Origin of the sequence: Microbacterium sp. 5K110, assembly GCF_005774735.1 — a bacterium.
Classification (GTDB): Bacteria; Actinomycetota; Actinomycetes; order Actinomycetales; family Microbacteriaceae; genus Microbacterium.
Genome location: NZ_VBUM01000006.1, coordinates 23,310 through 49,340 on the forward strand (window position 1 = coordinate 23,310; position 26,031 = coordinate 49,340).

Consider the following 26,031-nt stretch of genomic DNA (forward strand, 5'->3'; position numbering starts at 1 on the left):
CGTTCGCGGCCTCAGTGGAAGCCGTACTCGAGGATCACGATGAACAGTCCCAGCATCGCGGTGGCCAAAGCCCCGAAGATCCGGGCCAGCAGTGGCGCGCGACGGCTCTGGAACGCGTGGTATCCGAGGATCGCCAACACGATGAACGCCGCGAACATGCAGTAATCCACCCCGTCCGAGACCGTGGCGCCGCTGAAACCCGCGATCACGAGCACGAGGATCGAGGGGACCGAGGCGTACAGCATCCCCGCACCGTGCCGCACGGCGTTCCTCGTCGCCGCGCGGAAGCCGTGCTCGGAATGCTCGGTGAGCGTGTGCGCGAAGACGTGGGCGATGAAGAACACGATCAGGCTGGCGACGGACGTCGCGAGCATGTCCTCGATGCTCTCGGCGTGGTCCTCCGCGATCGTGACGAACGCCGTGAAGACGATGAGCCCGTAGATGGCCGCCGGGGAGCGGAACCGGACGTCGAACCAGTTCAGCACCCGGCGTCCCACCGACGGCGGTGCGGCGGGGGCGCTCATGCGTCGAACCCTAGGCTCAGCTTGCGCAGCAGGGTCGCCAGTCGCTCGCGGTCGCCGCGCGAGAGGCTCTCCAGCAGCACCGCCTCGGCGTCCACGAGGCGCGTGATCGCGGCATCCACGCGCACACGTCCGTCATCTGTCAGGGTCACCAGGATGCTCCGTCCGTCGCCGGGGTCGGCCTCGCGTCGTACGAACCGGCGGGCGACGAGCCGGTCGATGCGGTTGGTCATGGTGCCGCTGGAGACGAGCGTCTGCTGCAGCAGCTGCTTCGGGCTGAGCTGGTACGGCTCACCTGCGCGGCGGAGGGCCGAGAGCACGTCCCACTCCCACGACTCGATGTCGCTGCGGCGGAACGCCTCTTTGCGCGCGATGTCGAGGTGGCGGGACAAGCGTGCGACCCGCGAGAGCACCTCGAGCGGCGAGAAGTCGAGGTCGGGTCGTTGGCGCACCCAGGCCTCGACGATGCGATCGACTTCGTCGCTGTCCCGGCTCACGTCTTCATTATGTCGAGAACGTCTCGGCGCCGCGGTCTGGCAGACTTGACCGGCGCCCCTTGGCGCGGTCCGCCGTGGTGTAACGGCAGCACGACAGCCTTTGGAGCTGTTAGGTCCAGGTTCGAATCCTGGCGGCGGAGCATGACATCACCGACCGAGTTGGCCGTCGTCGTCCTCGCTGCGGGTCAGGGAACGCGTATGCGTTCGCGTACGCCGAAGATCCTCCACGCCGTGGGCGGCCGTCCCCTCGTCGGGCACGTGCTCGACACGGCGGCATCCCTCGACCCGTCCCGCATCGTCGTGGTCGTCCGTCACGAGCGCGAGCGCGTGGCCGAGACGGTCAGCGAACTGGCCCCGGGCGTCGTGATCGTCGACCAGGACGAGGTGCCCGGCACCGGGCGTGCGGTCGAGGCTGCGCTCGGCGCGCTCGAGGACTTCGCCGGCGACGTCCTCGTGCTCAGCGGCGACGTGCCGCTCCTGCAGTCGCACACCCTCGCCGAGCTGGTCGAGACGCATCGCGCGGGCGGTACCGCCGTGACGCTCCTCACCGCGCGCGTCGACGACCCCCGGGGGTACGGGCGCATCATCCGCGACGGCGACGACGGCGTGCAGCGCATCGTCGAGCAGAAGGATGCCACGGCCGACGAGGCCGCGGTCAGCGAGATCAACGTCGGCGTCTACGTCTTCCGCGCGGCGCCGTTGCGCGAGCAGCTCGCGCTCGTCGGCACCGCCAACGCGCAGGGCGAGAAGTACCTCACCGACGTCGTGGCGCTGCTGCGCGACGCGCGCCTGGGGGTCGCGGCATCCGTCACGCCCGATGCGGGCGCCGCACTCGGGGTGAACGACCGCGTCCAGCTGTCCGAGGCCGGCCGCACGCTCAACGCCCGCACGGTCCGCCGCTGGCAGCTCGAGGGCGTCACCGTCGTCGACCCCGCCACGACCTGGATCGACGTCACCGCCGTGCTCGCCCCCGATGTGACGATCCTCCCGAACACGCACGTGCGCGGGGCGACGGTCGTCGCGGCGGGTGCCACGATCGGACCCGACACCTCTCTCGTGGACTGCGAGATCGGCGAGGATGCCACGGTCACCCGCACCGACGGGACGCTCGCCGTCGTCGCGGCGGGGGCCACGGTCGGACCCTTCGCCTACCTCCGGGCGAACGCCCGCGTCGGCGTGAACGGCAAGGTCGGCACGTTCGTCGAGGTGAAGAACTCCTCCATCGGCGAGGGCAGCAAGGTCCCGCACCTGTCCTACATCGGCGACACCGACATCGGTCGCGGCGTCAACCTCGGGGCAGGGGCCATCACCGCCAATTACGACGACATCACCAAGCACCGCACCGTGATCGGCGACGAAGTGCACAGCGGCTCGCACAACGTCTTCGTCGCGCCCGTTACGATTGGGGATGGCGCCAAGACCGGCGCCGGCGCTGTGATCCGCAAGGATGTCCCGGCCGGTGCGCTGGCCCTGAGCGTCGCACCCCAGCGGAACATCGAGGGGTGGGTCGAGAAGAATCGACCGGGCACCGGAGCGGCCGATGTGGCTGCGCGGGCTCGGGGTGAACAGGAAGCGCGCGATGGCTCGTAAGAAGAACCGTGTAGATCTCGACCGCGACAACGGCATCGCCCCCGGGCTCGTCGCCAAGACCAAGAAGCGGCTCGTCGTCGCCTCGGGTCGGTCGCACCCCGAACTGGCCGAGGAGGTCGCGCGGCACCTGGGCACCGAACTCGCGCCCACCGAGCACCGCACGTTCGCGTCCGGTGAGATCTACACGCGCTTCGAGGTGTCGATCCGCGGGTGCGACGTCTTCGTGGTCCAGTCCTTCGGTCCGCCGGTCAACGAGTGGCTCATGGAGCTGCTCATCATGCTCGACGCGCTCAAGCGCGCGTCTGCCAAGCGTGTGACGGTCGTCGCGCCGTACTTCCCGTACTCGCGCCAGGACAAGAAGGGCCGCGGCCGCGAACCGATCAGCGCGCGCCTCGTCGCCGACCTGCTCAAGACCGCCGGTGCCGACCGCATCATGAGCGTCGACCTGCACGCGGCGCAGATCCAGGGCTTCTTCGACGGTCCCGTGGACCACTTGTTCGCCAAGCCCGTGCTGCTCGAGCACTTCGAGCAGGGCCTGACCGGCGAGGACCGCGAGACCCTGACCGTCGTCTCGCCCGACATGGGGCGCGTGCGCGTCGCCGACACCTGGTCCGACAGCCTCGGCGCGCCGCTCGCGATCATCCACAAGCGCCGCGACCCGAAGGTCGCCAACCAGGTCTCGGTGCACGAGATCGTCGGCGACGTCCACGGGCGCACGTGCCTGCTCGTCGACGACATGATCGACACCGGCGGCACGATCCAGAAGGCGGCGCAGGCGCTCAAGGCCAGCGGCGCGCGCAAGGTCATCGTCGCCGCGACCCACGCGATCTTCAGCGATCCCGCGAGCGTGCGCCTGCAGGATCCCGCGATCGACGAGGTCGTGGTCACCGATACGGTTCCGCTCCCGCCGGAGCGCCGATTCCCGGGCCTGACCGTCCTGCCGATCGCGCCGCTGCTCGCTCGCGCGATCCACGAGGTCTTCCAGGACGGGTCGGTCACGAGCATGTTCGGCGGCGACGCCTGAGATTCATCGGCGGCTCAGAGGTTCGCCCAAGACTGAACCAGGGTCGGGTCGAGATCGTGTCCTCATCGTGAGCACGACCGCGCCGAGAGGCACGACCGAAAGAGGACCCGCATGATCCGTACGACCGCCGTCCCCCGCCCCGTCCGCGTCGGCACCGCCCTGCTGGGCGTCGCCGGGATCGTGACCCTCGCCGGATGCTCCGGCGGGACCACCGACGCCGCGGCGCCGGCACCCGCCGCGTCGTCGGCACCGAGCACGAGCGCCGCCGCCGGTGGCTCGTCGTCCTCGGGCACGTACACCGACGGCACGTACGAGGCCACGGGCCAGTACGCCACGCCCGAGAGCGTCGAGACCGTCGACGTCACCCTGACGCTCGCCGGCGACACCGTCACCGACGTCACCGTCACGGGCGACCCGCAGGCCGCGGAGTCCCGCCGGTACCAGGGCGAGTTCATCGGCGGCATCAAGGACGAGGTCGTGGGCAAGAAGCTCGACGAGATCTCCGTCAGCAAGGTCGCCGGATCCTCGCTGACCAGCGGCGGCTTCATGAAGGCTGTCGACGCGATCAAGTCCCAGGCCCAGGCCTGACCCCATGACCGCGGCGACCACGACCGGTTCGGTCTGGACGTTCGACGCGATCGGCACCTCGTGGGCGATCGAGACGGCGCACCCGCTGTCGGCGGTCGCCCGCGCGGGGGTCGCGGTCGCCGTCGACGGTTTCGACCGGGAGTGGTCGCGGTTCCGCGACGATTCGCTGGTCTCGGCGCTCGCGGAGGGACGCACGGCCTCCGTCGTCGCTCCCGCGGACACGGATGCCATGCTCGCGCTGTACGACGAGCTCGATGCCGCGACCCGGGGTGCCGTGAACCCCCTCGTGGGCGATGCCCTGGCCCGGCTCGGGTACGACGCCCGGCTCACGCTCGCGCCGCGGGGAGCGGCGGAGCCGGCGCCGGCCTGGCGTGACGTGCTGACGTGGGGGAGCGGCATCCTGTCGATGTCCCGACCGGCGATGCTCGACGTGGGTGCGCTCGGCAAGGGGCGTCTGGTCGACCGCGTCCTCGACATCGTTCGCGCCCACACCGCCGGTGACGTCATCGTGGACGGCTCGGGGGATCTCGCGGTGCGCGGTGCGCCCGTCCGCATCGGCCTGGAGCATCCCTACGATCCCGAGCGCGCGATCGGTGTCGTCACGGTGCGCGACGGTGCTCTATGCGCGTCGGCGATCACGCGCCGCGCGTGGGGCGACGGGCTGCACCACGTCCTGGATGCGCGGACCGGGGCTCCCGTGCGCGCGTACGCCGCGACCTGGGCGGTCGCCGACACGGCGATGCGGGCCGACGCGCTCGCCACCGCGCTGTTCTTCGACGGCGGCGCCGAGCTCGCGGCCGCCTGGGGCGCGACGTGGGTACGCATCCGCACCGACGGCCGCGTGGAATGGTCGCCCGGATTCGAAGGAGAGATCTTCTGATGAGCGCCACCCTCACCGCGGGCTCCACCCGCGTGCGCGGCCTGCTCGGCCGCGTGTCGATGTACCGCCTCGTCCTCGCGTCGCTGGGGCTTCTGGCGGTCATTGCCCTCGCGCTGTCGTTCGCGGGTCTCGTGGGTCCGGACCCGCTCGAGATCGTCGTGAGCGCCGCGGTGCTCACGGCCGCGTGCGCGCTCACCGACCTCGCCGCGCAGAGCGTGCTCCGGATGCCGCGTCGCCTGGAGTCCTCGTTCATCACCGCCGCGATCCTGCTGTTCGTCGTGCGGCCCACGCTCGATCCCCTCGGCCTGGCCGGACTCGTGCTCGCCGGGGTCGTGGCATCCCTGTCGAAGTACCTTCTCGTGTGGCGCGGTCGGCACATCTTCAACCCGGCGGCGACCGGCGCGACCGTGCTGACGATCGTGAGCGTGTGGGCGCCCGACCTCGGCGGCTCGGCGTGGTGGGTGGGCACGCCGTGGCTGGCGGGGCCCGTCCTGGTCCTCGGGCTGCTGCTGCTCGCTCGTACCGACCGTCTCGCGATCGTCGCGGTCTTCTGGGTCGTCGCCGTGGCGGTGGCCTTCGTCCGCACGACGGTGCAGTTCCAGGCCGCGGGGTTCCCTGTCGACGTGCCGGCGGTACTGCTGCAGGTGGCGTTCTCGTCGCCCTTCCTGTTCCTCGGCGCCTTCATGCTGTCCGAGCCCCTGACGCTGCCGCCGCGCCGTCGTCAGCAGTTCCTCGTGGCGGTGGTGGTCGGTGTGCTCGCCGGCTGGCCGATCGCCCTCGGCGGGATCACCCTCGGCCAGGAGCGGGCGCTGCTGATCGGCAATCTCGTGGCGTTCCTGTTCTGTCTGCGCGCGGCCGTGCGGCTGCGCGTCGAAGGCCGACGCGACCTCACCCCGACGGTACGCGAGCTGACCTTCCGCGCCGCGCGGCCCTTCTCCTTCTCGCCGGGCCAGTACCTCGAGCTCGACGTCCCGCATCGGCGCGTCGACGCGCGCGGCACGCGCCGCGAGTTCTCGATCGCCTCGGCGCCGGAGGATCTGCCGATCGTGCGCATCGCGTTCAAGGACGGCTCGCAGTCCTCGTACAAGCGCGCCCTGGCCGAGGTCCCCGTCGGCGGCACGCTCGCGGTCACCGGCGTCTGGGGCGACTTCGTGCTGCCCGCGCGTCCGACCGCGCCCGTGCTGCTCGTGGCCGCCGGCATCGGGGTGACACCGTTCGTCTCGCAACTGCGTCACCTCGCTGCGACCGGTCAGACCCGCGACGTCGTGCTCGTGTACGTCGTCTCGGCGGCGAGCGAGCTGGCCTTCCGCGACGACATCGCCGCGAGCGGCATCCCCGTGGTCGTGTTCTGCCGCGACGAGCCGCGGGATCTGCCCGCGGGCTGGGTATGGGCCGGTCCCGACCGGGTGGACGCCGAGGCGCTCGAGCGCGCGGTTCCCGACCTCGCACAGCGCGCCGCGTACGTGTCGGGTCCGCCGCGGCTGATCGCGGCTCTGGCTCCGGCTCTCGCGAAAGCGACCTCGCTCACGACGGACGCGTTCGCGGGCTACTGAACTCCGGCCGGGTCCCGGGGCTTGGCGGGCAGCCTGACCTCGAAGGTCGTGTCGCCGGGAGCGCTGCGCACGGTGAGCGTGCCCTGGTGCGCCTCCACGATCGCCTTCGCGATGGAGAGCCCGAGACCCGTGCCGCCCGTCTTGCGGTCGCGCGAGCGATCCGCGCGGGCGAACCGCTCGAACAGCTGCGGTGTCACCGCCGGGTCGATGCCCGGCCCGTCGTCGTGCACGCGCAGCACCGCGTCGTGACCCTCTCGCGTCACCGACACCGTCACCTCGGTACCCGCCGGGGTGTGCGTGCGGGCGTTGGCGAGCAGGTTGGCGACGACCTGGTTGAGGCGCGACGTGTCGCCGGCCAGTTCGACCGGCTCGTCGTCCACGTCGATCGACCACGCGTGGTCGGGACCGGCCGGTCGGGCGTCGCCGACGGCTTCGACCGCGAGGCGCGTGAGGTCGACCGTGCCGTAGACGAGCTCCTGACCCTCGTCGAGGCGCGCGAGCAGCAGCAGGTCCTCGACGAGCGTCGTCATGCGCAGCGACTGCGCCTGGATGCGCTCGAGCGACTGCTCGGTCGTCTCGACGGCCATCGCGATGCGCTGTCGGCTCTCGTCGTCCTGCGCTTGGCGCATCGCGCGCAGCGAGAGCTCCGAGAACCCGCGGATGGATGCCAGGGGCGTGCGCAGTTCGTGACTGGCATCCGCCACGAATCGGCGCATGAGCTCTTCGTTGCGCTGACGAGCGGCGAGCGAGGCGTCGACCTTGTCGAGGAGCGTGTTCAACGCCGCGCCGACTCGGCCGATCTCGGTGTGCTCGTCGACCTGATCCGCCGGCACGCGCTCGTCGATGGCGACATCGCCCTGGTCCATGCGGATGGATGCCACCCGGGCGGCGGTCTCGGCCACGGAGCGCAGAGGCCGCAGACCCACCCGGATGACGATGGCGATGATCGCCGCGAGCAGGAAGAGACCGCCCGCCGTGACCAGCGCGACCGTGGTCAGGATCGCCCCGATCGTCGCGGTCACTTGACTGAGCGGCAACCCCAGGACCGCCACCGTGCCGGTCTGGTTGGCCGTCACCCCGATGCGGTAGTCCCCGAGGCCCGGCAGGTCGATGGTGTCGGAGTCCGGCAGCCCCGTGGCCACGGCATCCCGGATCTCATCGACTTGCGCCTCGTCGAGCGCCCGCACCGACCGCCCGTCGACGTACGCCCCGGTGTCGCCCCGGCCGGGGGTGCGCAGCACCAGCACGGTGCCATCCGGGAACGGGCCTCCGGCCAGCGCGTCGATGGCGCTCGTCGAGGGCCCCACCTGCTGGACATTGCGCACGGCCGCGGCGACCTGGGTGTTCAGGTTGCTCTGCAGGACCCCCGAGATGATCGCCGCGGTGGACACCGCGATCATCACCAGGATGAATGCCACCATTCCGATGACCGCGGCCATCAGCCGCGACTGCAGCGTCCAGCGGTGGCGAGCCTCGACCCGTCTCACTGAGGGGCTTTGATCATGTAGCCGACGCCGCGGACGGTGTGGATGAGCGGCTCGTGGCCCGCGTCGATCTTCTTGCGCAGGTACGAGATGTACAGCTCGACGACGCTCGAACGTCCGCCGAAGTCGTAGTTCCAGACGCGGTCGAGGATCTGCGCCTTGGACACGACGCGGCGCTGGTTGCGCATGAGGAAGCGCAGCAGCTCGAACTCCGTCGCGGTCAGCTCGATCTCGGTTCCCGCGCGCACCACCTCGTGGCTGTCCTCGTTGAGCGAGAGGTCGCCCACGCGCAGGATCGGCTCGGAGTCGCGCGTGAGCGCGGTGCCCGCGCGACGCATCAGTCCGCGTAGGCGCGCCACGACCTCCTCGAGGCTGAAGGGCTTCGTGACGTAGTCGTCGCCGCCGGCGGTGAGCCCGGCGACGCGGTCGGCGACGGCGTCCTTCGCGGTGAGGAAGAGCACCGGCACGTCATTGCCCGAGTGACGCAGCCGCTGCAGCACGGCCATGCCGTCGAGGTCGGGCATCATGATGTCGAGCACCATGGCATCCGGTTCGAAGTCCCGGGCCGCCTGCAGCGCGTCGAAGCCGGAACCGGCCGTGCGCACCTCCCACCCCTCCATGCGCAACGCCATCGACAGCAGGTCGGTGAGCATCTGCTCGTCGTCGACGACGAGGACGCGGAGGGCGCTGCCGTCCGGGCGGGTGAAAGCGGGGGCGCTGGCGGTCGCGGTCATGAACTCATTGTGTCGGCGTATCTATGAGCTTTCTATGGCACTCGCTATGCGCTCGCTGTGAAGTCGACCTGTGCGGGCGATCAGGACGGCCGCCATCACGCCGAGAGTCGCGCCGAGCGTGTTCGCCACGACGTCGCGCAGATCTGCGACACGGGTGGGGAGGAACAGCAGCTGCGCGGTCTCGATTGTCGCGCTGAGCGCGAGACCCGCCAGGATGCCGTGCCACGGGCGCCCGCCCCAGGCCACGACGAGCAGGCCGAGGGGGAGGAACATCGCGACGTTGGCCGAGAACTCCACGAGGTCGAACGTCACCCACGCGGTCAGCGGCCACCCCGAGAGGAGGTCGAGGAGCCCACGCACGAGACCTCCGGTTTCGGGCCCGTACGGCTCTGGCCGCAACGTCATCCACCACAGCCCGACGGTGTACGACGCCGAAGCGGCGACGAGCAGTGCCCGTCGCCGCTTCGCTGAGAGCTGGCTCAGTGCGTGTCCTCGGCCTCGATCTCGGTGCGGTCGCCCGACCAGAGGGTGTGGAACGTCCCCTCCTTGTCGATCCGGCGGTACGTGTGCGCCCCGAAGAAGTCGCGCTGGCCCTGGATGAGGGCGGCCGGCAGACGCTCCGCGCGCAGGCCGTCGTAGTACGCCAGCGACGAGCTGAAGGCGGGGGCGGGGATGCCGCTCGCCGCCGACAGCGCGACGATGTGGCGCCACGCGTCCTGTGCCCGGCCGAGGGCCTCGACGAAGTAGGGGGCGGTCAGCAGCACGGGAAGCTCGGCCTCGGCGTCGTACGCCTCGGCGATGCGGTTGAGGAACTGCGCGCGGATGATGCAGCCGCCGCGCCAGATCTTCGACACCGCCCCGAGGTCGATGTTCCAGCCGTACTGGGCGGCACCCGCGCGGATCTCGTCGAAGCCCTGGCTGTACGCGACGATCTTCGAGGCGTACAGGGCCAGACGCACCTGCTCGATGAACGCGTCGGCATCCTCGCCCGAGAGCACGTCGGTGCCCGCGGGGCCGGGGAGCTCGCGGGACACCTCGCGCTGCTCGGGGTGGCTGGACAGCGAGCGGGCGAACGTGGCTTCCGCGATACCCGACACGGGGACGCCGAGGTCGAGCGCGGTCTGCACCGTCCAGGCGCCCGTGCCCTTGGCGCCGGCCTGGTCGAGGATGACGTCGACGAGGGGCGTGCCGGTCTCGGCATCCGTCTGGCGCAGCACCTCGGCGGTGATCTCGATGAGGTAGGACTCCAGCTCGCCGCGGTTCCACTCGGCGAAGACGTCGGCGATCTCGGCCGGGGTCTTGCCGGTGGCGCGGCGGATGAGGTCGTAGGCCTCGGCGATGAGCTGCATGTCGGCGTACTCGATACCGTTGTGCACCATCTTGACGAAGTGGCCGGCACCGTCGTGGCCGACGTGGGTGACGCAGGCCTCGCCCTCGGCGACCGCGGCGATCGACGTCAGGATCGGGCCGAGCGTCTGCCACGACTCGTCGGAGCCGCCGGGCATGAGGGACGGTCCGAGGAGGGCGCCCTCCTCGCCGCCGGAGACGCCCATGCCGACGTAGTTGATTCCGGTCTCGCGGACCGCCTTCTCGCGGCGGATGGTGTCGGTGAACAGCGCGTTGCCGCCGTCGACGATGATGTCGCCGGGCTCGAACACCTTCACGAGCTCGTCGATGACGAAGTCCGTCGCGCGACCGGCCTTGACCATGATGATCGCGGTGCGCGGCCGCGACAGCGACGCGGCGAAGTCGGCGTAGGAGTACGCGTCCACGAACCCGGCTTCGGGGTGCGCGGCCACGAGGTGCTCGGTCTTGTCGGCGCTGCGGTTGAACACGGCGACGGTGTTGCCCTCGCGGCTGGCGAGGTTGCGGGCCAGGTTCGAGCCCATGACCGCCAGCCCGACGACACCGATGTTCGCGTTGGCGTCTCCCTGACCCTCGGGACGGGAATCGGCCTCCGCGGTGGGGCGATCGACCTCCTCCGGGGCGGGCGCACCCTCGTGGTGCGGAGCGGCCTCGTGCGGTGCCTGGTCCTGGTCGGTCGAGGGTCCGGTCGGGGAGGGGGTCGACGTCATTCGTTGCTCCGTGTTCACGTGCGGAAGAGGGGGACGGACGGGATCGGGTCCCCCGCCACTGTATCGGCTCGGTCCGACGCGGTTCAGGCGCCGCGGGACAGGTGCAGTCGGGCGATGACGGCGTCGACCTGGTCTTGCGGCGTCATGTCGAGGTCGACGCGGATCGCCTGCTCATCGGCATCCGGGATCTCGAGGGCGTCGAACTGCGACGTGAGCAGCGACGGCGGCATGAAGTGCCCCTGCCGGCGGAGCAGCCGTTCGAGGACGAGCGCGGGGTCGCCCATCAGCAGCACGAACGTCACGTCGTCGCGGCGCAGCACGTCGCGGTACCGGCGCTTGAGGGCGGAGCACGTGATGACGCCGGGCCGGCCCGCGGCGATCTGTCCGTCGATCCAGGCCGCGACGCGGTCGAGCCAGGGCCCCCGATCGTCGTCGTTCAGCGCGTGACCGGCGGCCATCTTGGCGACGTTGGCGGCGGGATGCAGATCGTCGCCTTCCTGCAGGTCCCACCCGAGGCGGCCGGCCAGAAGCGCGGCGACGGTGGATTTCCCGGTCCCTGCCGGGCCCATGAAGACGAGGACGGGTGCGGTGCTGTCCAAGAGGCTCTCTCTTCGTCGATGTGCGGGGGCGATCAGATGGTGTGGCGGACTTCCGAGAGCACAGCGGCGACGTAGCGACGGGTGTGCTCTTCGGCGGCGTCGGGATCGGCGCGCCCGATGGCTGCCGCGGTCTCGACGTGGTTGTGCAAGGCGTCGGGGTTCGGCACGCCCGGGGTCAATCCGTGGAGCGCGCGCCCCTCGATCGCCGCGGCGATGGGCGCGCGGGCGGCGGCGAGCATGAGGTTGCCGCTCGAGACGAGGATGAGGTCGTGGAAGGCGATGTCGGCCTCCAGGTATTCGGCGGAATTGCCGAGCCCCGCTGCTCCGAGTCGGGCCAGCTCTTCGGCCAGGCGCAGGATCTCGCCCCGCTGCACGTCCGTGGAGCGCTGCGCGCTCAGGCGGGCGGCGATGGGCTCGATGGCGGCGCGCAGTTCCGTGGTGTTGACGATGAGCTGGTCGCGGCGGGGTCCGGCGAGCTGCCAGCCGATCAGACGCGTGTCCAGCGCGCTCCAGGCGCTCGGTGGACGCACGGTGACACCCACGCGACGGCGCTGTTCGACCAGACCCATCGCCTCGAGGACGCGCACGGCCTCGCGGACGACCGTCCGGGAGACGCCGTACTCGGCCTCCAGCCCGCCGAGCGTGAGGACCGTGCCCGGGACGAGGACACCGTCCGCGATCCGTCGGCCGATCGCATCGGTGACGGAGCCGTGTGAGGCTCGGGCCATGACCCCTCCTTAGGTACGACCATATCTTGTCAAAAATATGATCATTGTGTGAAGATCGTGCGACGCCTCGCGGCAGGAGCCGATCGAGGCAGCCGCGCACGGCGCACGACCGACCATCGTTAATCAATGGAGATCTTCTTGGACGACTGGACTCAGACACTCGGAACGGCCCCGCTGCTGGCCATCGCGGCGGGAGCGATCGCCCTCATCCTCGTCCTGATCATCTGGCTGAAAGTGCACGCCTTCCTGGCACTGATCATCGTGTCGCTGGTGACGGCGTTCGTCGCCGGCATCCCGGTGTCGGCGATCGTGAGCACTCTCACCGGAGGGTTCGGCGGAACGCTCGGCACCGTCGCACTGCTCGTCGCCCTCGGAGCCATGCTGGGGCGCTTGATCGAGCATTCCGGTGGTGCCCGGTCGCTCGCGGAGATGTTCGTGCGGGTGTTCGGCGAGAAGCGGGCCCCGTTCGCGCTCGGCATCACGTCGCTCGTCCTGGGCTTCCCGATGTTCTTCGACGCGGGCCTGGTGATGATGCTGCCGATCATCTTCGCGATCGCGCGGCGCGTCTCGCGCACGAACGTGCTGCTGTTCGGCCTTCCCGCCGCCGCGGCCTTCTCCGTCATGCACGTCTTCCTGCCGCCCCACCCCGGCCCCGTCAGTGCGAGCGAGTTGTACGGCGCCAACCTCGGAATCGTCCTGCTGGTCGGCCTCATCATCGCCTTCCCCGTCTGGTACGTCTCGGGCTACCTGTGGGGCAAATTCGTCGCGCAGCGGATCCAGCTGCCGGTTCCCGCCCTCTTCGGCGAGATCGACGACGACCAGCCGGTCAACGCCCCGAAGCCAGGGACCGTCATCGCGGTCCTGCTGCTGCCGATGCTGCTGATCTTCCTCAACACCGGGCTCTCGACCCTCGCGAGCGCGGGTGCCGTCTCGACGGACGACACCTGGGTGCAGGTGCTCATCCTGCTCGGCAACTCCGCCGTCGCCCTGCTCATCACCGTGATCGTGGCCACCATCGTCTTCGGCTTCCGCCGCGGCGAGAAGGGCACGGCGATCGAGAAGGTCGTCGACTCGTCGCTCGGCCCGGTGGCATCCGTCATCCTCATCACCGGCGCCGGAGGCATGTTCGGCGCGGTCCTGCGCGCCTCGGGCATCGGCGACGCCCTCGCCGACAGCTTGAGCGACCTCGGCCTGCCGATCATCTTCGCGGCCTACATCATCGCCGTGGTCCTCCGCCTCGCGCAGGGATCGGCGACGGTCGCGCTCGTCACCGCCGCGGGCCTTGCCGCCCCCGCCGTCATGGCCGGCGACTTCTCGCCCCTGCAGGTCGCCGCCATCACCCTGGCCACCGCGGCCGGCTCGGTGTTCGCCGGCCACGTGAACGACTCCGGCTTCTGGCTCGTCGGCCGCCTCATGGGCATGGACGTCAAGACCACCCTGAAGACCTGGACCGTGCAGCAGGCGATCGAGTCGGTCCTCGGCTTCCTCGCCGCGCTCGCCGTCTTCGGCGTCGGCGCGCTGATCTGACCGGGCGGGACGCATGAGTACTTCGCTCTTCGACGTCAGCGACCGTCTGGCGCTCGTGACCGGGTCGTCGCGCGGACTCGGCCGCTCCCTCGCGACCGCGCTGGCCCGCGCCGGCGCGCGCGTCATCGTGCACGGGCGCGACCGGGATGCCGTCGAGGCCACCCGTCGCGACCTGGCGGCCCTCTCGGGCCGCGAGGCCGCATCCGTCGTGTTCGACGTGACGGATGCCGCGGCCGCACAGGCGCAGCTCGAGACCCTCATCGAGCGGGTCGGGGTCCCCGACATCCTCGTCAACAACGCCGGCATCCAGCGTCGCGCTCCGATCCACGAGTTCGCGGTGCAGGACTGGGACGAGCTCATGGCGGCGAACCTGTCCGGTGTGTTCTACGTGACGCGCTTCGTCGCTCCGGCGATGGTGGCCCGCGGCTCGGGCAAGATCGTCAACATCGCGTCCGTCCAGTCGCGTCTGGCGCGGCAGACCATCGCGCCGTACTCGGCCGCCAAGGGGGGCGTCGCCCAGCTGACGGCCGGAATGGCCGCGGACCTCGCTCGCCACGGCATCCAGGTCAATGCGCTGTCGCCGGGCTACTTCGCGACCGAGATGAATCGCGACCTCGTCGACGACGCCGAGTTCACGGCCTGGCTCACCCAGCGCACGCCCGCGCGCCGGTGGGGCGATTTCGCCGAGCTCGACGGGGCGCTGCTCTTCCTCGCCTCGGATGCCTCGAGCTTCGTGTCGGGCCAGAACATCTTCGTCGACGGCGGAATGACCGCGGTCGTCTGACGGAAGGACGAGACATGCAGGCACTCTTCATCGACGCCGCCCGCGAGGCGGCGGTGCGCGACATCGCCGTTCCGGAGCCCGGGGCGGACGAGGTCCGGATCCGGGTCGACTACGTCGGGATCTGCGGTTCGGATCTGCACTACTACTTCCACGGGGCCAACGGAGCGTTCGTCGTGCGCGAGCCGCTCATCCCCGGTCACGAGCTCTCGGGGCGGATCGATCACGACCCCGCGGGTCGCTGGGCCGCCGGAACCCCGGTGACCGTGCACCCTGCCCGGTTCGGCCGACCTCGTCCCGGAATCGAGGACGACCCGCACCTGTGGCCCGGGGGCTCCTACTTGGGGAGCGCCTCGACGTGGCCGCACACCCAGGGCGCGGCCGCGGAGTATCTCGTCGTCGACCGTCGCATGGTCAGGCCTCTGCCGGACGGCCTCACGGTGCGCCGGGCGGCGCTCGCGGAGCCGCTCGCGGTCGCTCTGCACGCGCTCGGAAAGGCCGGACCCGTCGAGGGCCGGAGCGTGCTCGTCACGGGATCCGGTCCGATCGGGCTCATGGCCGTGGCCGCCTCCGCGGCGGCCGGAGCGCGGGTCACCGCCACGGACGTCCTGCCCGGACCGCTCGCCCGGGCGCGAGAGCTGGGCGCGGCCGAGACCGTGGACGTGCGGGCGGAGGAGCTCTCCGCGGGAGCGTTCGACGTCGTCCTGGAGTGTTCGGGTGTGCCGCAGTCCATCTCGGCGGCCCTGCGGGCGGTGCGGATCGCGGGGACCGTGGTGCAGGTCGGGATGCTCCCCGACGCGGAGCGATCCGTGAACCTCGCCCCCTTCATCGCCAAGGAAGTGCGCTATCTGGGCAGCTTCCGCTTCGCCGACGAGATCGATCAGGCGATTCGCCTCCTGGTCGAACGGCCCGACATCGAGGCCGCGATCACGCACGAGTTCCCGCTCGCGGAGGCCGAGACCGCCTTCGCCACCGCTCGGGACTCCGATGCGTCCGGAAAGGTGCTGTTCGCGCTGTAGAGCGCGGTATCCGCCGGCACGCAGACGGCGCCGGGCCGCTCGGGCCCGGCGCCGTCCGTCGTTTCTTCGGCGGAAGCGGTCAGTGCTTCTTGTAGTCGGCGGTGCGCCCGAGCGAGAAGAGGGCGCCGATCGCGCCGACGGCGCCGATCGCGGAGATCACGCCGATCGTCCAGAGCACGACGTGAGAGAAGAGGCCGCTGTCCATGAAGTTCCTCCGGTCGGTGGGGCTCACCAAATCCTACCGGTGCGTCTCGCGCAGCCGGTGCGGCAGCCCGGTCGAACGCGGAGCGCGTCGCTGGTAGACTTCCGGGGAACTTCGGCGAGGGATGCAACCTCGTGCGCCCGGGTGGTGCGCGTGGCATCCGTGATCGACGCGGTGATGCAGGCTCCCGGCTTTCCTCACGCGCTCGCGTTCGAGTCGAATCCAGACCACATACGTGCGGACACCGTCCGCTCACAAGCTGCGGGACCCGTGCCCGCGAGGAGAACATCATGTCGGAAGACAACAAGGTCGTCGCGGAACTCCGCGAGAACTTCGGCAAGGGCTTCGCCCGTCGCCTCCGCGCCGCGGGCAAGATCCCGGCCGTCATCTACGGTCACGGCACCGACCCGCAGCACGTCGCGCTGCCGGGCCACCAGGTCGCTCTGCTGATCCGTCGCGCCAACGCGCTGCTCGACCTCGACATCGCGGGCAAGAGCCAGCTCGTGCTCGTGAAGGACGTGCAGAAGGACCCCGTGCGTCAGATCATCGAGCACATCGACCTCCTCGTCGTCCGCAAGGGCGAGAAGGTCCAGGTCGACATCCCCGTCACGGTCGTCGGCGAGCCCTTCCCCGGCACGATCGTCAACCTCGAGAACACGACGGTGTCGCTCGAGGTCGAGGCCACCCACATCCCGCAGAACGTCGAGGTCTCGGTCGAGGGCGCCGAGGACGGCACGCAGATCACCGCTGCCGACCTGACGCTGCCCGCCGGTGCCGCGCTGCTGACCGACCCCGAGACGCTCGTCGTCGGTGTCTCGGTGCCGCTGGACACCCTCGCTGCCGAGGAGGAGATCGCGGAGGCCGACGCCGAGGTCGCCGAGGAGCAGTCCGAGGGCGACCAGAACTGATCTCAGCGGACCGCGCGAGCGGTCCGCGACCGACGAGGGGGCGTGCATCCACGCCCCCTCGTTTTTGCTGTCAGGGTCCGCGTGCGGATCCGGAAGGATGGATGCCATGGCGGACACGTGGTTGATCGTCGGGCTCGGCAACCCCGGTCCGCGGTACGAGGCGACGCGGCACAACATCGGTCAGATGGTGGTCGATGAGTTGGCCGGACGGCGTCGCGAGTCGTTCCGCGCGCAAAAGGCGAACGCGCGCGTCGTGGAGACGTGGCTGCGTCCCGGGGGAGCGAAGCTGGTCCTGGCCAAGCCGAACAGTTTCATGAACGTCTCGGGCGGTCCCGTCGCCGGGCTCGCGCGGTTCTACGCCGTGGAGCCCGAACGCGTGGTGGTCGTGCACGACGAGCTCGACATTCCCTTCGACACCCTCAAGCTCAAGACCGGCGGCGGCCACGGGGGGCACAACGGTGTGCGCGACGTCGCGAAGGCGCTGGGGACCCCCGACTTCCCGCGCGTGCGCGTCGGCATCGGTCGACCCATCGGGCGGCAGGACCCGGCCGACTGGGTACTCGATCCGTTCGGCTCGAAAGAGCGCGAAACTTTGCCCATCCTGATCTCCGACGCCGCGGACGCGGTCGAGCTGCTGGTCGAGGACGGATTGGTCGCCGCCCAGCAGCGATTCCACGCCCCGCGCTGAGCCCGCGCGCGCGTCACTCCGGGCCGTTCGAGCGACCCCGTGCCGGCGACGGGCGTCGTCTCGCGACGGGACGCCCCGGATGCGGGGGAGGAGCGGACCGGTTCGTCCCTCCGGGAGGTCGGTGGGCGGTGCGCGAGCGACGGAAGGCGATCGCCATGCCGATCGCGCCGGCCACGCACGCGGCGAGACCCACCGCTGCGCCGATGAGTACCCAGACTCCTCCGAGGTGTCCGACGGCGGGGTCGGGGCTGTCGCGAAGGACGTTGCCCACCGCCCACGCCGCCACGGCGATTCCCGCGAGAACGGCGAAGACGGCGAGCCACGGACCCGAGGGCTCTTCCTCTTCGCGTCGGCCCGCGCCCGCACCGGGCGATCTCGACGCGGCCCGTTCGAAGGACGGGGTGCTCCGGGTGGGGCCGGTCGATTTCGTGGAGGGGTCCCTCATCGCGTGCCTTTCCGCTGGGCGAGTCGATCGAAGTCAGGTTCGAAAGCTAGCGCCATCGTTCGGTGCCCCGCGGGGCTCGTGGTGACATCCGTGGATAACTCGTCCGACCGGCGGCCTCACCCGGGTGCGGCGCGGTGCGCACGTCGCCCCGAAACGACGATGGCCCCGGTCCGCGGACCGGGGCCATCGTCGCGAGTGCTACTGCACGTAGGGCGCCGCGCCGATGGCGGCTCCGATGCCGAAGAACACGAAGACCACTCCTCCGCCGACGACGGCGAGCACGATCGCGGCGATGGCCCAGCCGCGCCCGCGGTTCTTCACCGCGGCGACGATTCCCTGGATGAAGCCCCACAGGGCGAGCACGCCCCACGCGAGGAAGGCCGACACCGACAGGATGCCGGCGGCGAGACCGATCTGGTTCGCCGCGGCGGGGAGGGCGTCGGGGTCGATGGAGGCTGTCCCGTCGGTGATCGCGGCGAACTGCGTCAGGCTTCCGCTCTGGATCCCACCGAGGATGCCGAGGACCGAACCGATCACGATGGCGGCCAGCGACACGACGAACGCGATGAGCCCGAGGCCGCGGGGGCCCTTCGCCGACAGCGCGCGTCCGTGCGGCTCGGCGATGGGGGGTGCGGCGTAGGAGGCTTGAGCGGCCTCGGCGCGGGTGGCGGGCGGCGTGCGATCGGGCTCGAAGGGCGGCGGTGTGCTGCTCACGGTGTCCTCCTCTGGTCGGCGAGGGCCTGGTCACCCCCGTCCCGGTCAGCCTACGGACGGAGCCGCACACGCCCGCGGGGGTGGACGCGCGGGGGCGGGAGCGGGTAACGAGCCTCAGACCGGAGAACCGACGCTGCCGACGGAGGTGCTCGCGCCTGCCGTGAGGGCCAGGAAGACCAGCGCCGCGAAGAGGAACGGACCGAGCGCCGAGACGACGATGGCCGCGATGCCTGCGGCGCGACCGCGATCGCGTGCGGTCGCGACGATCCCCAGCACGAACGCCGTCACGCCGAGGACGGTCCCGGCCCAGAAGCACACCTCCGCCAGCAGGACGAGGTCGCGAACCGGCGACAGGATTCGCCAGTCCACGGACTGCCCTCCGCGGGCGAGGAACTCCGCCCCGGCACCTCGAGCGACCCGGAAGGCGGCGAATCCGCCGATCGCGGACGCCACGACCCCGGCGAGGATCGAGAGAAGGAGGGCCAGCGCACCCAGCGGACGCCGCCGCTTCGCGGCCGGGGGAGCGGTGAGGAAGGTACCGGCCGGCGGCGCCGTGTGGGGAGCCGCGAACGAGGGCTCGCCGGGAACGCGGGGCGAGGTCATGAAGCCACCCTACGGGGCGTTCGGAGCCGGTGTCGGTGCCTCCGCGTAGGATGTGTCGAGTGACAGTTCCCGGGATCGTGCGCGCCCTCGAGCAGGCTGAGTCGTACCGGGAGGCCGCGTCGGCGGCATCCTCCGATCTGTCTCTCTCCGTCGTCGATGGACTCGACGCCCCCGTCATCGCGGCTCTCCTCGAGCACCGCCGCACCGCGGGCTCGCCCGGCGCCGTTCTGGTGATCGCTCCGACCGGTCGTCGCGCCGAGTCTCTCGGCCCCGCCCTGGATGCCGTGCTCCCGGGCGCGCAGGTCATGCACTTCCCGGCGTGGGAGACGCTGCCGCACGAGCGCTTGAGCCCGAGCCCCGAGACAGTCGGGCGTCGCCTCGACGTGCTGCGCCGGATCGCCGCGTGGGACGGTGCCGCGCCACTCGTGGTCACCGCGTCGGTACGCAGCGCGTTGCAGCCGCTGGCCCCGGGCCTCGGCGACGTCGAGCCGGTCGACCTGCGGGTCGGGGGCCGCGGCAGCGAGCTCGACGAGGTCTCCGCGCGTCTGGTCGAACTGGCCTACCACCGCGTCGACATGGTCTCGCGCCGGGGGGAGTTCGCCGTGCGCGGCGGCATCCTGGACGTCTTCCCGCCGGTCGCCGACCACCCGTACCGCGTCGAGTTCTTCGGCGACGAGGTCGATCAGATCCGTGCCTTCTCGGTCGCCGACCAGCGTTCGCTGCCCGGCGAGGTGCTCGAGGTCTCCCTCGTGCCGAGCCGCGAGCTGCTCCTGACGCCCGCCGTGCGGGCGCGGGCCGCCGAACTGCGCGACGGCTACCCCGGTCTGCGCCAGTTGCTCGAGAAGATGGCCGAAGGCATTCCGGCCGAGGGCATGGAGTCGCTGATCCCGGTCCTGATCGACGGCCTCACCACGATCGTCGACTACCTGCCCGGGGGGACCGCCGTCGCCCTGGTCGACCCGGAACGTTCGCTGGCGCGTGCCACGACGCTCGGCGACACGAACCGCGAGTTCCTCGAGGCGGCGTGGTCGGCGGCCACCGCCGGTGCCGACACCCCGGTCGACCTCGGCGCGGGCGACTTCCTCACCCTCGACGACCTGCGCGAGATCGCCGGCGGCCGCGGTGGGGTGTGGTGGCGCCTGAGCGCGTTCGACTCCGGAGCGGCGGATGCCGAGGCCGAGGGCCTCGCGGTCGGCGACGACTCCGCGCATCGGGTGAAGGCCGACCCGGTGCCGTCCTTCCAGGGCAACGTCGACGGGGCCACCGCCCACGTCGGCGGACTACTCACCGAGGGGTGGTCCGTGGTCGTGACGGCATCCGGACCCGGTCTGGTGGACCGCGCGCGCGACGTCCTCGCCGAGCGCGGGATCGCGGCTCGCCGCGTCGACGCCGTGCTGTCCCCGCCCGAACCCGGTGTCGCGCACGTGGTGTGCGCACCGCTGGAGCGCGGTTTCGAACTGACAGAGACGAAGTTCGCCGTCATCACCGAGACGGAGTTCTACGGCCGCGCGGTCGGCGGCGACAACCGCGGTGTGAAGAAGCTCGCGTCGCGGCGACGCAACGTCGTCGACCCCCTGCAGCTCAAGCCCGGCGACGTCGTCGTCCATGCCACGCACGGCATCGGCAAGTTCCTCGAACTGACCCGCCGCGAGGTCTCGAGCGGCGGACGCAACGCCGTGAAGACGACCAAGGAGTACCTGGTCCTGGAGTACGCGCCGTCGAAGCGCGGATATCCGGGCGACAAGCTGTTCGTCCCGACCGACCAGCTCGACCTGCTGTCGAAGTACGTCGGCGGCGAGGCCCCGACTCTGTCCAAGATGGGCGGCGGCGACTGGGCCGCGGCGAAGGGCCGTGCTCGCAAGGCCGTCCGCGACATCGCGGTCGAGCTGGTGAAGCTGTATTCGGCGCGCATGGCATCCAAGGGGTACGCCTTCGGTCCCGACACCCCGTGGCAGCGTGAGCTCGAAGAGGCGTTCCCGTTCGCCGAGACGCTCGACCAGCTCCAGACGATCGACGAGATCAAGGCCGACATGGAGAAGCCGATTCCGATGGATCGTCTGCTCTCGGGCGACGTCGGTTTCGGAAAGACCGAGGTCGCGGTGCGCGCGGCGTTCAAGGCGATCCAGGACGGCAAGCAGGTCGCGATGCTCGTGCCCACGACCCTCCTCGTCAAGCAGCACCTCGAGACCTTCGCCGAGCGTTTCGCCGGCTTCCCCGTCACCGTGCGACCGCTCTCGCGGTTCCAGACCGACAAAGAGGCCAAGGCCACCCTGGCGGGCCTCACCGACGGCACGGTCGACATGGTCATCGGCACGCACCGCATCCTTACCGAGAAGGTCATCTTCAAAGATCTCGGCCTGATGATCATCGACGAGGAGCAGCGCTTCGGTGTCGAGCACAAGGACTCGCTGAAGAAGCTCAAGACCAACGTCGACATCCTCGCGATGAGCGCCACGCCCATTCCCCGCACGCTCGAGATGGCCGTCACCGGTATCCGCGAGATGTCGACCCTGGCCACCCCGCCCGAGGATCGGCATCCGATCCTCTCGTACGTCGGCCCCCGCAACGACAAGCAGATCGCCGCGGCCATCCGTCGCGAGCTGCTGCGCGAGGGGCAGGTGTTCTACGTGCACAACCGCGTGTCGTCGATCCAGCGCGTCGCCGCGCACCTGGCCGAACTCGTGCCCGAGGCCCGAATCGTCGTCGCGCACGGCCAGATGGGGGAGCACGCCCTCGAGCAGGTCGTCGACGACTTCTGGGAGCGCCGGGCCGATGTGCTCGTGTCGACGACGATCATCGAGACGGGCCTGGACATTGCCAACGCGAACACGATCATCATCGATCGCGCCGACAAATACGGTCTGTCGCAGCTGCACCAGTTGCGCGGTCGCGTCGGCCGCGGTCGCGAGCGTGCGTATGCGTACTTCCTGTACGACGAGATGAAGCCGCTGTCCGAGACCGCCGCCGACCGTCTCGAGACGATCGCGGTCAACAACGACCTCGGCAGCGGCATGCAGGTGGCCCTGAAAGACCTGGAGCTGCGCGGTGCGGGAAACCTGCTCGGTGCCGAGCAGGCCGGCCATATCGCCGGCGTCGGGTTCGACCTGTACCTGCGCATGATCGGCGAGGCCGTGGCGACCTTCCGCGGCGAAGACACCGAGGGGCCGACCGAGTTGCGGCTCGAGCTGCCCGTGGATGCGCGTCTGCCCGAGACCTACATCGACAGCGAGCGCTTGCGGCTCGAGGCGTACCAGAAGCTCTCGGCCGCGGCATCCGCCACCGCCAAGGACGACGCCATCGACCTCGTCGTCGACGAGCTCCGCGATCGGTACGGCGAGCCGCCGGCCGAAGTGGAGGGTCTCATCGCCGTCGCGCGGCTGCGCCGCCGTGCCGCGCAAGCGGGCCTCGCCGATGTCGTCGCGATGGGCTCGAACCTCCGCATCGCTCCCGCGAACCTCCCCGACTCGATGCGCGTGCGCCTGCAGCGGCTCTACCCGAAGGCGAAGCTCGTCGCGAACGGCGACGCGATGGTCGTCCCGCTCCCGTCGGACACCGCCGACGGGAACCTCATCGCGTGGGTGCGTCAGTTGCTCGACGCCCTGTGGCCGCTTCCCGCGGCCAAGGAGTCCGAGACCGCGCCGGCGTGATCGGACGGATGCCGTGATCCCCACTCTCGTCATCGTCAGCGTGTCGATGCTCGCCCTGGCGGGGGTCGCGTCGTGGACCGCGCGCCGCTCGGCGGCGGGAACGCTCGCGCGCAACGACCTCATCGGCATCCGGACCGTCGCCACTCAGGCGTCCGACGCCGCTTGGATCGCCGCGCATCGCGCCGGGGCGGCCGATCTCCGCCGGAGCGCGATCGTCGCCGTCGTCACGGCCGTGCTGCCGTGGTGTGCTCTCCTCCTACCCGGGGCCGCGCAGGAGCCGGTGATGGCCGCCGTGATCGTGCTCGGCGCCGTGACGGTGATCGGCTTCTCCGTGCGCGCGGCAGTGGTCGGCGGACGCGCGGCGCGCGAGGTGACCGACCGGACGTGATCCGGCGCGGCGGTGCCGTGCCCCCCCTCGCCCCGTCTCGTGCCCCGGCGCTACGCTGACGGCACCGACGGGAAGGACGCCGCTCATGCGCTTCGCTCATCTGGGGGCCGAGCCCCGTATCCATCCCGACGCCGTCGTCGCCCCGACCGCCGTCATCAGCGGCGACGTCACGATCGGTCCCGGATGCCAAGTCCTCCACGGCGCCGTGCTCACCGCCGAGGGGAGTCGGATCGTGCTGGGAGAGCACACGGTCGTGATGGAGAACGCGCTGGTGCGGGCGAGCTCGACCCACGCGGTGCACGTCGGGGCCCACACTCTGATCGGTCCCATGGCCAGCGTGGCGGGAGCCGACATCGGCGCGGAGGTGTTCCTGGCCACCGGCACGCGGGTCTTCAACGGTGCCGAGGTCGGCGACAGGTGCGAGGTGCGCATCAACGCGGTGGTCCACTTGCGTACCGTCCTTGCGCCCGAGACGGTGGTGCCGATCGGATGGGTCGCGGTGGGCGATCCGGTGCAGCTGCTCTCGCCCGACCGGCACGACGAGATCTGGGCCGCCCAGAAGGAGCTCGACTTCCCGGGATACGTCTTCGGCCTCGACCGTGAGACCCCCGACCTCATGATCCAGCTCACCGAGCGGTACGGCCGGAGTCTCGCGCGGCACGCCCACGACCGCCGACTCGACTGAGACGGGGCGGGGGCCCCGGCATCCGATGCTGTTCACGTCCACCGGCCGCGGGAGGGTGGCGCGGACCGCTGATCATCATCACACGTGGCGGTGTGCGCCCGGGACGAGGGGAATGTCGGGGCCTGTCCAGAACGCCTCCAAGAGGGCAACCCCCGCGTCGGCCAGGGCCAACGACGGTTCGGCGTCCGAGGCGAAGCTCTCGTCCAATGAACCGACCGCCGCGCACGCGTAGACAAAGCCGCCCGTGCGCCAGCGCACGATCCCGGCGTCGACGCGGGTCCCGGGGACGAATCCCGTCTTGGACGCCACCGTCAGAGGCGCCAGCGCGGCGAGCTCCGCAGCGTACGGGTTGACCTTGTAGAACTTCGTCACCTGATCGAGATAGAGCTGAGTCGTGAGGATCTGCTCCGCCCTGCCCGACACCCACGGCGAAACGGCCGTGCGGGACTGGACAGCGTCCATCAGAGCGCGCAGCTGGTTTACCGGAGCCACGCCCAGCAGTTCCGGGTCGTCCGCGATGAGGTCCAGGTCGACGGGGTTCCGCAGCCGGATGCGTCGCAGGCCGACGGCGTCCATCATCCGATTGACCTCGTCCACGCCCCCCGGGATCTCAGCGAGCACGGCGTTGGTGGCAATGTTGTCGCTCGTCGCGATCATGAGCACGAGCAGGTCCTCGAAGGTGACCTGTAGGTCGCTTCGCAGCAGGCGGAGAATCCCCGAGCCCTGCACCCCGTGGTCTCGAGCGGGTGAGCTGACACGATCGAGGTCGATCCGGCCCAGCTCCGCGTGGCGCAGAGCGGTCAGCAGAATCGGGATCTTGATGACGCTCGCGGTGGCCACGGGGGCGGTGGAGTTGAGCTCCACCGCCCCCGTACCGTTCAGGCTCCGAGCCGACACGTGCAGAGAGCCGGAGAAGCGCTCGTCGATGTCGGTGAGGGTGCCCATGAGGTCATCGCGCTGCGCTGGGGTCATTCCACGCCCTCGACGTTGCCCATCGCCTTCAGGAACCCCGTGTCGCCGAGGAACCGGTTGTCCTCGTTGAGCGGGGGGAGCTTCGCGACCGCGGTGGTGCCGTCCGGGTGGTAGGTGGCCAGCTGCTCCTTGTTCATCACGAGCTGGGGGAGCGGGGTCACATCGGCGGGAGGCTTGACGCCGTCGGCGAGAGCCTGCGCCATGGCCACCGCGTACTCGCCCCAGTAGGACACGAAGATGTCGCCCTCAGCGACCCATCGGGGATCGTTCTTGAGTGAGGCGAGCCCGGTCTCGTCACCGCCGAGGCCGGCGATGAGCAGCTTGTCCGCTCCCCCGCGACCCGCGTCCTCCAGTGCGCGGAGAGCGCCGTTGGTGGAGTCGTTGTTCACCGTGTAGAGGATGATGTTCCGATCCGCGGGGATGCTCGCGATGAGACCTTGGACGGCTTCGAAGCTCGGCTGCAGCGTCGACCCGCCGTCGAACTGGATGCCGTTCGTCCCGATCGTGGTCGTGGTCGCGCTGATCGCGTCGGGCGCGACGGCCTCGAAGCCGAGGACGTCGGCCACCGTCGAATAGAAGTGGTGGACGGCGGCGTTCACCCCCTCGCCGGCGGCGGCGTTCTGACCGATCAGGACGGTGGTGTTCGACGCGTCCCACCCCCGCTGCTTGGCGATTTCTCCGACGATCGTCGCGCTCTCGTCTCCCAGCGCGGCGTTGTCGATGTTGAGGAAGGAGCATGCGCTCGCGTCGATGTTGAGGGCCACACACGGGATGCCGCTGTCGGCGATGAGCTTGGAGACTCCGTCGGTGGCGGACGAGACGGGGTAGAGCACCATGGCATTCGGCTGCTCCACGATCATCTGCTGCACGTTCTGGAGCATGGTCGAGGCGTCGCCCTTGTTGTCGAACCATGTGACATCCACACCCTTGGATGCGGGGTCGAGCCCGTCGAGGGTCGTGTGGATCACCTGGAAGAACGGCACGCTCTCGTTGTAGTTGGCGAAGGTGACCGTCATCGTGCCGTCGGACGCGTCGGCGGTCGACCCGCCCGAGCACCCGGAGAGGGCAAGTGCGGTGATCGCCGTGACACTCGTGCCGAGAGCGAGTCGGCGTAACACGGATGCGCTGTGTGCGGACATGGGATTCCTTTCGGGTGTGATGGTGCAGAGGGGTGAACGC

At 70.5% G+C, this 26,031-nt stretch carries 27 protein-coding genes and 1 tRNA gene; 14 read left to right on the plus strand and 14 right to left on the minus strand.

What is annotated here, in order from left to right; translation table 11 throughout:
- Window positions 1-11 precede the first annotated feature (11 nt).
- Together FE256_RS03000 and FE256_RS03005 are read right to left on the minus strand one after the other, a co-directional pair.
- A complete protein-coding gene (locus FE256_RS03000) occupies window positions 12-524 on the minus strand; it encodes a hypothetical protein (RefSeq protein WP_138172754.1) in 513 nt (170 codons plus the stop codon).
- Window positions 521-1,018: a MarR family winged helix-turn-helix transcriptional regulator gene (locus FE256_RS03005; protein ID WP_138172755.1), complete on the minus strand. Its 498-nt coding sequence runs from the start codon at window positions 1,016-1,018 to the stop codon at window positions 521-523. The genes FE256_RS03000 and FE256_RS03005 overlap by 4 nt, the downstream gene beginning before the upstream one ends.
- Before the next feature lie 68 nt (window positions 1,019-1,086).
- Here FE256_RS03005 and FE256_RS03010 point away from each other — a divergent pair.
- The 6 genes from FE256_RS03010 (at window position 1,087) to FE256_RS03035 (ending at window position 6,653) form a co-directional block, all read left to right on the plus strand.
- A tRNA-Gln gene (locus FE256_RS03010) sits at window positions 1,087-1,158 on the plus strand.
- A 1-nt stretch (window position 1,159) separates the two neighbouring features.
- Complete coding sequence (gene glmU, locus FE256_RS03015; RefSeq protein WP_138172756.1) at window positions 1,160-2,608, plus strand: bifunctional UDP-N-acetylglucosamine diphosphorylase/glucosamine-1-phosphate N-acetyltransferase GlmU; 1,449 nt, start codon at window positions 1,160-1,162, stop codon at window positions 2,606-2,608.
- On the plus strand, window positions 2,598-3,632 hold the full coding sequence (locus FE256_RS03020; protein WP_138172757.1) for a ribose-phosphate diphosphokinase: 1,035 nt from the start codon (window positions 2,598-2,600) through the stop codon (window positions 3,630-3,632). Before glmU ends, FE256_RS03020 begins: the two co-directional genes overlap by 11 nt.
- Before the next feature lie 111 nt (window positions 3,633-3,743).
- A complete protein-coding gene (locus tag FE256_RS03025; RefSeq protein ID WP_138172758.1) occupies window positions 3,744-4,220 on the plus strand; it encodes an FMN-binding protein in 477 nt (158 codons plus the stop codon).
- Between the two features lie 4 nt (window positions 4,221-4,224).
- Window positions 4,225-5,100 (plus strand): FAD:protein FMN transferase, encoded by an 876-nt coding sequence (locus FE256_RS03030; RefSeq protein WP_138172759.1) that lies wholly within the window; start codon window positions 4,225-4,227, stop codon window positions 5,098-5,100.
- Window positions 5,100-6,653 (plus strand): FAD-dependent oxidoreductase, encoded by a 1,554-nt coding sequence (locus tag FE256_RS03035; protein ID WP_138172760.1) that lies wholly within the window; start codon window positions 5,100-5,102, stop codon window positions 6,651-6,653. Before FE256_RS03030 ends, FE256_RS03035 begins: the two co-directional genes overlap by 1 nt.
- Here the strand turns inward: FE256_RS03035 and FE256_RS03040 are convergent.
- From FE256_RS03040 to FE256_RS03065, 6 genes are all read right to left on the minus strand, one after another.
- Complete coding sequence (locus FE256_RS03040; RefSeq protein WP_394529770.1) at window positions 6,647-8,092, minus strand: sensor histidine kinase; 1,446 nt, start codon at window positions 8,090-8,092, stop codon at window positions 6,647-6,649. The two genes, FE256_RS03035 and FE256_RS03040, sit on opposite strands and share 7 nt — an antisense overlap.
- 44 nt (window positions 8,093-8,136) lie before the next feature.
- Window positions 8,137-8,871: a response regulator transcription factor gene (locus FE256_RS03045; protein WP_138172761.1), complete on the minus strand. Its 735-nt coding sequence runs from the start codon at window positions 8,869-8,871 to the stop codon at window positions 8,137-8,139.
- A gap of 21 nt (window positions 8,872-8,892) precedes the next feature.
- Window positions 8,893-9,396: a VanZ family protein gene (locus FE256_RS03050; protein ID WP_289508568.1), complete on the minus strand. Its 504-nt coding sequence runs from the start codon at window positions 9,394-9,396 to the stop codon at window positions 8,893-8,895.
- Window positions 9,351-10,946: an NADP-dependent phosphogluconate dehydrogenase gene (gene gnd / locus FE256_RS03055; RefSeq protein WP_138172763.1), complete on the minus strand. Its 1,596-nt coding sequence runs from the start codon at window positions 10,944-10,946 to the stop codon at window positions 9,351-9,353. The genes FE256_RS03050 and gnd overlap by 46 nt, the downstream gene beginning before the upstream one ends.
- A gap of 83 nt (window positions 10,947-11,029) precedes the next feature.
- Window positions 11,030-11,545 (minus strand): gluconokinase, encoded by a 516-nt coding sequence (locus FE256_RS03060; RefSeq protein ID WP_138172764.1) that lies wholly within the window; start codon window positions 11,543-11,545, stop codon window positions 11,030-11,032.
- A gap of 32 nt (window positions 11,546-11,577) precedes the next feature.
- Window positions 11,578-12,273, minus strand: coding sequence for a FadR/GntR family transcriptional regulator (locus tag FE256_RS03065; RefSeq protein ID WP_138172765.1), 696 nt, complete (start codon window positions 12,271-12,273; stop codon window positions 11,578-11,580).
- 138 nt (window positions 12,274-12,411) lie between these two features.
- Between FE256_RS03065 and FE256_RS03070 the strand changes: the two genes are divergently transcribed.
- From FE256_RS03070 to FE256_RS03080, 3 genes are read left to right on the plus strand one after another with little or no spacing between them, the layout of a single operon-like run.
- Window positions 12,412-13,800 carry a GntP family permease gene (locus FE256_RS03070; RefSeq protein ID WP_138172801.1) on the plus strand — a complete coding sequence of 463 codons (1,389 nt, stop codon included), beginning with the start codon at window positions 12,412-12,414 and terminating at the stop codon, window positions 13,798-13,800.
- Window positions 13,801-13,813: 13 nt separating this feature from the next.
- The gene (locus FE256_RS03075) at window positions 13,814-14,584 is read left to right on the plus strand and encodes an SDR family oxidoreductase (RefSeq protein WP_138172766.1); all 771 of its coding nucleotides are present in this window, start codon (window positions 13,814-13,816) and stop codon (window positions 14,582-14,584) included.
- Window positions 14,585-14,598: 14 nt separating this feature from the next.
- Window positions 14,599-15,600, plus strand: coding sequence for a zinc-binding dehydrogenase (locus FE256_RS03080; RefSeq protein ID WP_138172767.1), 1,002 nt, complete (start codon window positions 14,599-14,601; stop codon window positions 15,598-15,600).
- Between the two features lie 79 nt (window positions 15,601-15,679).
- On the opposite strand, the gene FE256_RS18010 is transcribed toward FE256_RS03080, so the two are convergent.
- Window positions 15,680-15,832, minus strand: a complete 153-nt coding sequence (locus FE256_RS18010; protein WP_171024161.1) for a hypothetical protein — start codon at window positions 15,830-15,832, stop codon at window positions 15,680-15,682.
- Window positions 15,833-16,092: 260 nt separating this feature from the next.
- Here FE256_RS18010 and FE256_RS03085 point away from each other — a divergent pair, with 260 nt between their 5' ends.
- Together FE256_RS03085 and pth are read left to right on the plus strand one after the other, a co-directional pair.
- Window positions 16,093-16,710, plus strand: coding sequence for a 50S ribosomal protein L25/general stress protein Ctc (locus tag FE256_RS03085; protein ID WP_138172768.1), 618 nt, complete (start codon window positions 16,093-16,095; stop codon window positions 16,708-16,710).
- A gap of 106 nt (window positions 16,711-16,816) precedes the next feature.
- Entirely contained in the window at window positions 16,817-17,398 is a 582-nt protein-coding gene (pth, locus tag FE256_RS03090; RefSeq protein WP_138172769.1) for an aminoacyl-tRNA hydrolase, read from the plus strand.
- 13 nt (window positions 17,399-17,411) lie between these two features.
- On the opposite strand, the gene FE256_RS03095 is transcribed toward pth, so the two are convergent.
- From FE256_RS03095 to FE256_RS03105, 3 genes are all read right to left on the minus strand, one after another.
- Complete coding sequence (locus FE256_RS03095) at window positions 17,412-17,843, minus strand: hypothetical protein (protein ID WP_138172770.1); 432 nt, start codon at window positions 17,841-17,843, stop codon at window positions 17,412-17,414.
- 198 nt (window positions 17,844-18,041) lie between these two features.
- Entirely contained in the window at window positions 18,042-18,557 is a 516-nt protein-coding gene (locus tag FE256_RS03100) for a hypothetical protein (protein WP_138172771.1), read from the minus strand.
- Window positions 18,558-18,671: 114 nt separating this feature from the next.
- A complete protein-coding gene (locus FE256_RS03105; protein WP_138172772.1) occupies window positions 18,672-19,160 on the minus strand; it encodes a hypothetical protein in 489 nt (162 codons plus the stop codon).
- Between the two features lie 50 nt (window positions 19,161-19,210).
- Between FE256_RS03105 and mfd the strand changes: the two genes are divergently transcribed.
- The 3 genes from mfd to FE256_RS03120 all read left to right on the plus strand — a co-directional run bounded on the left by mfd (window position 19,211) and on the right by FE256_RS03120 (window position 23,880).
- A complete protein-coding gene (mfd, locus tag FE256_RS03110; protein WP_138172773.1) occupies window positions 19,211-22,807 on the plus strand; it encodes a transcription-repair coupling factor in 3,597 nt (1,198 codons plus the stop codon).
- Window positions 22,808-22,820: 13 nt separating this feature from the next.
- Window positions 22,821-23,195 (plus strand): SdpI family protein, encoded by a 375-nt coding sequence (locus FE256_RS03115; protein ID WP_138172774.1) that lies wholly within the window; start codon window positions 22,821-22,823, stop codon window positions 23,193-23,195.
- A gap of 85 nt (window positions 23,196-23,280) precedes the next feature.
- Entirely contained in the window at window positions 23,281-23,880 is a 600-nt protein-coding gene (locus tag FE256_RS03120) for a gamma carbonic anhydrase family protein (RefSeq protein WP_138172775.1), read from the plus strand.
- Between the two features lie 78 nt (window positions 23,881-23,958).
- On the opposite strand, the gene FE256_RS03125 is transcribed toward FE256_RS03120, so the two are convergent.
- Both FE256_RS03125 and FE256_RS03130 read right to left on the minus strand, forming a co-directional pair.
- Window positions 23,959-24,852 carry a serine hydrolase gene (locus tag FE256_RS03125; RefSeq protein ID WP_138172776.1) on the minus strand — a complete coding sequence of 298 codons (894 nt, stop codon included), beginning with the start codon at window positions 24,850-24,852 and terminating at the stop codon, window positions 23,959-23,961.
- Window positions 24,849-25,991, minus strand: a complete 1,143-nt coding sequence (locus tag FE256_RS03130; protein WP_138172777.1) for a sugar ABC transporter substrate-binding protein — start codon at window positions 25,989-25,991, stop codon at window positions 24,849-24,851. The genes FE256_RS03125 and FE256_RS03130 overlap by 4 nt, the downstream gene beginning before the upstream one ends.
- Between the last annotated feature and the right edge of the window lie 40 nt (window positions 25,992-26,031).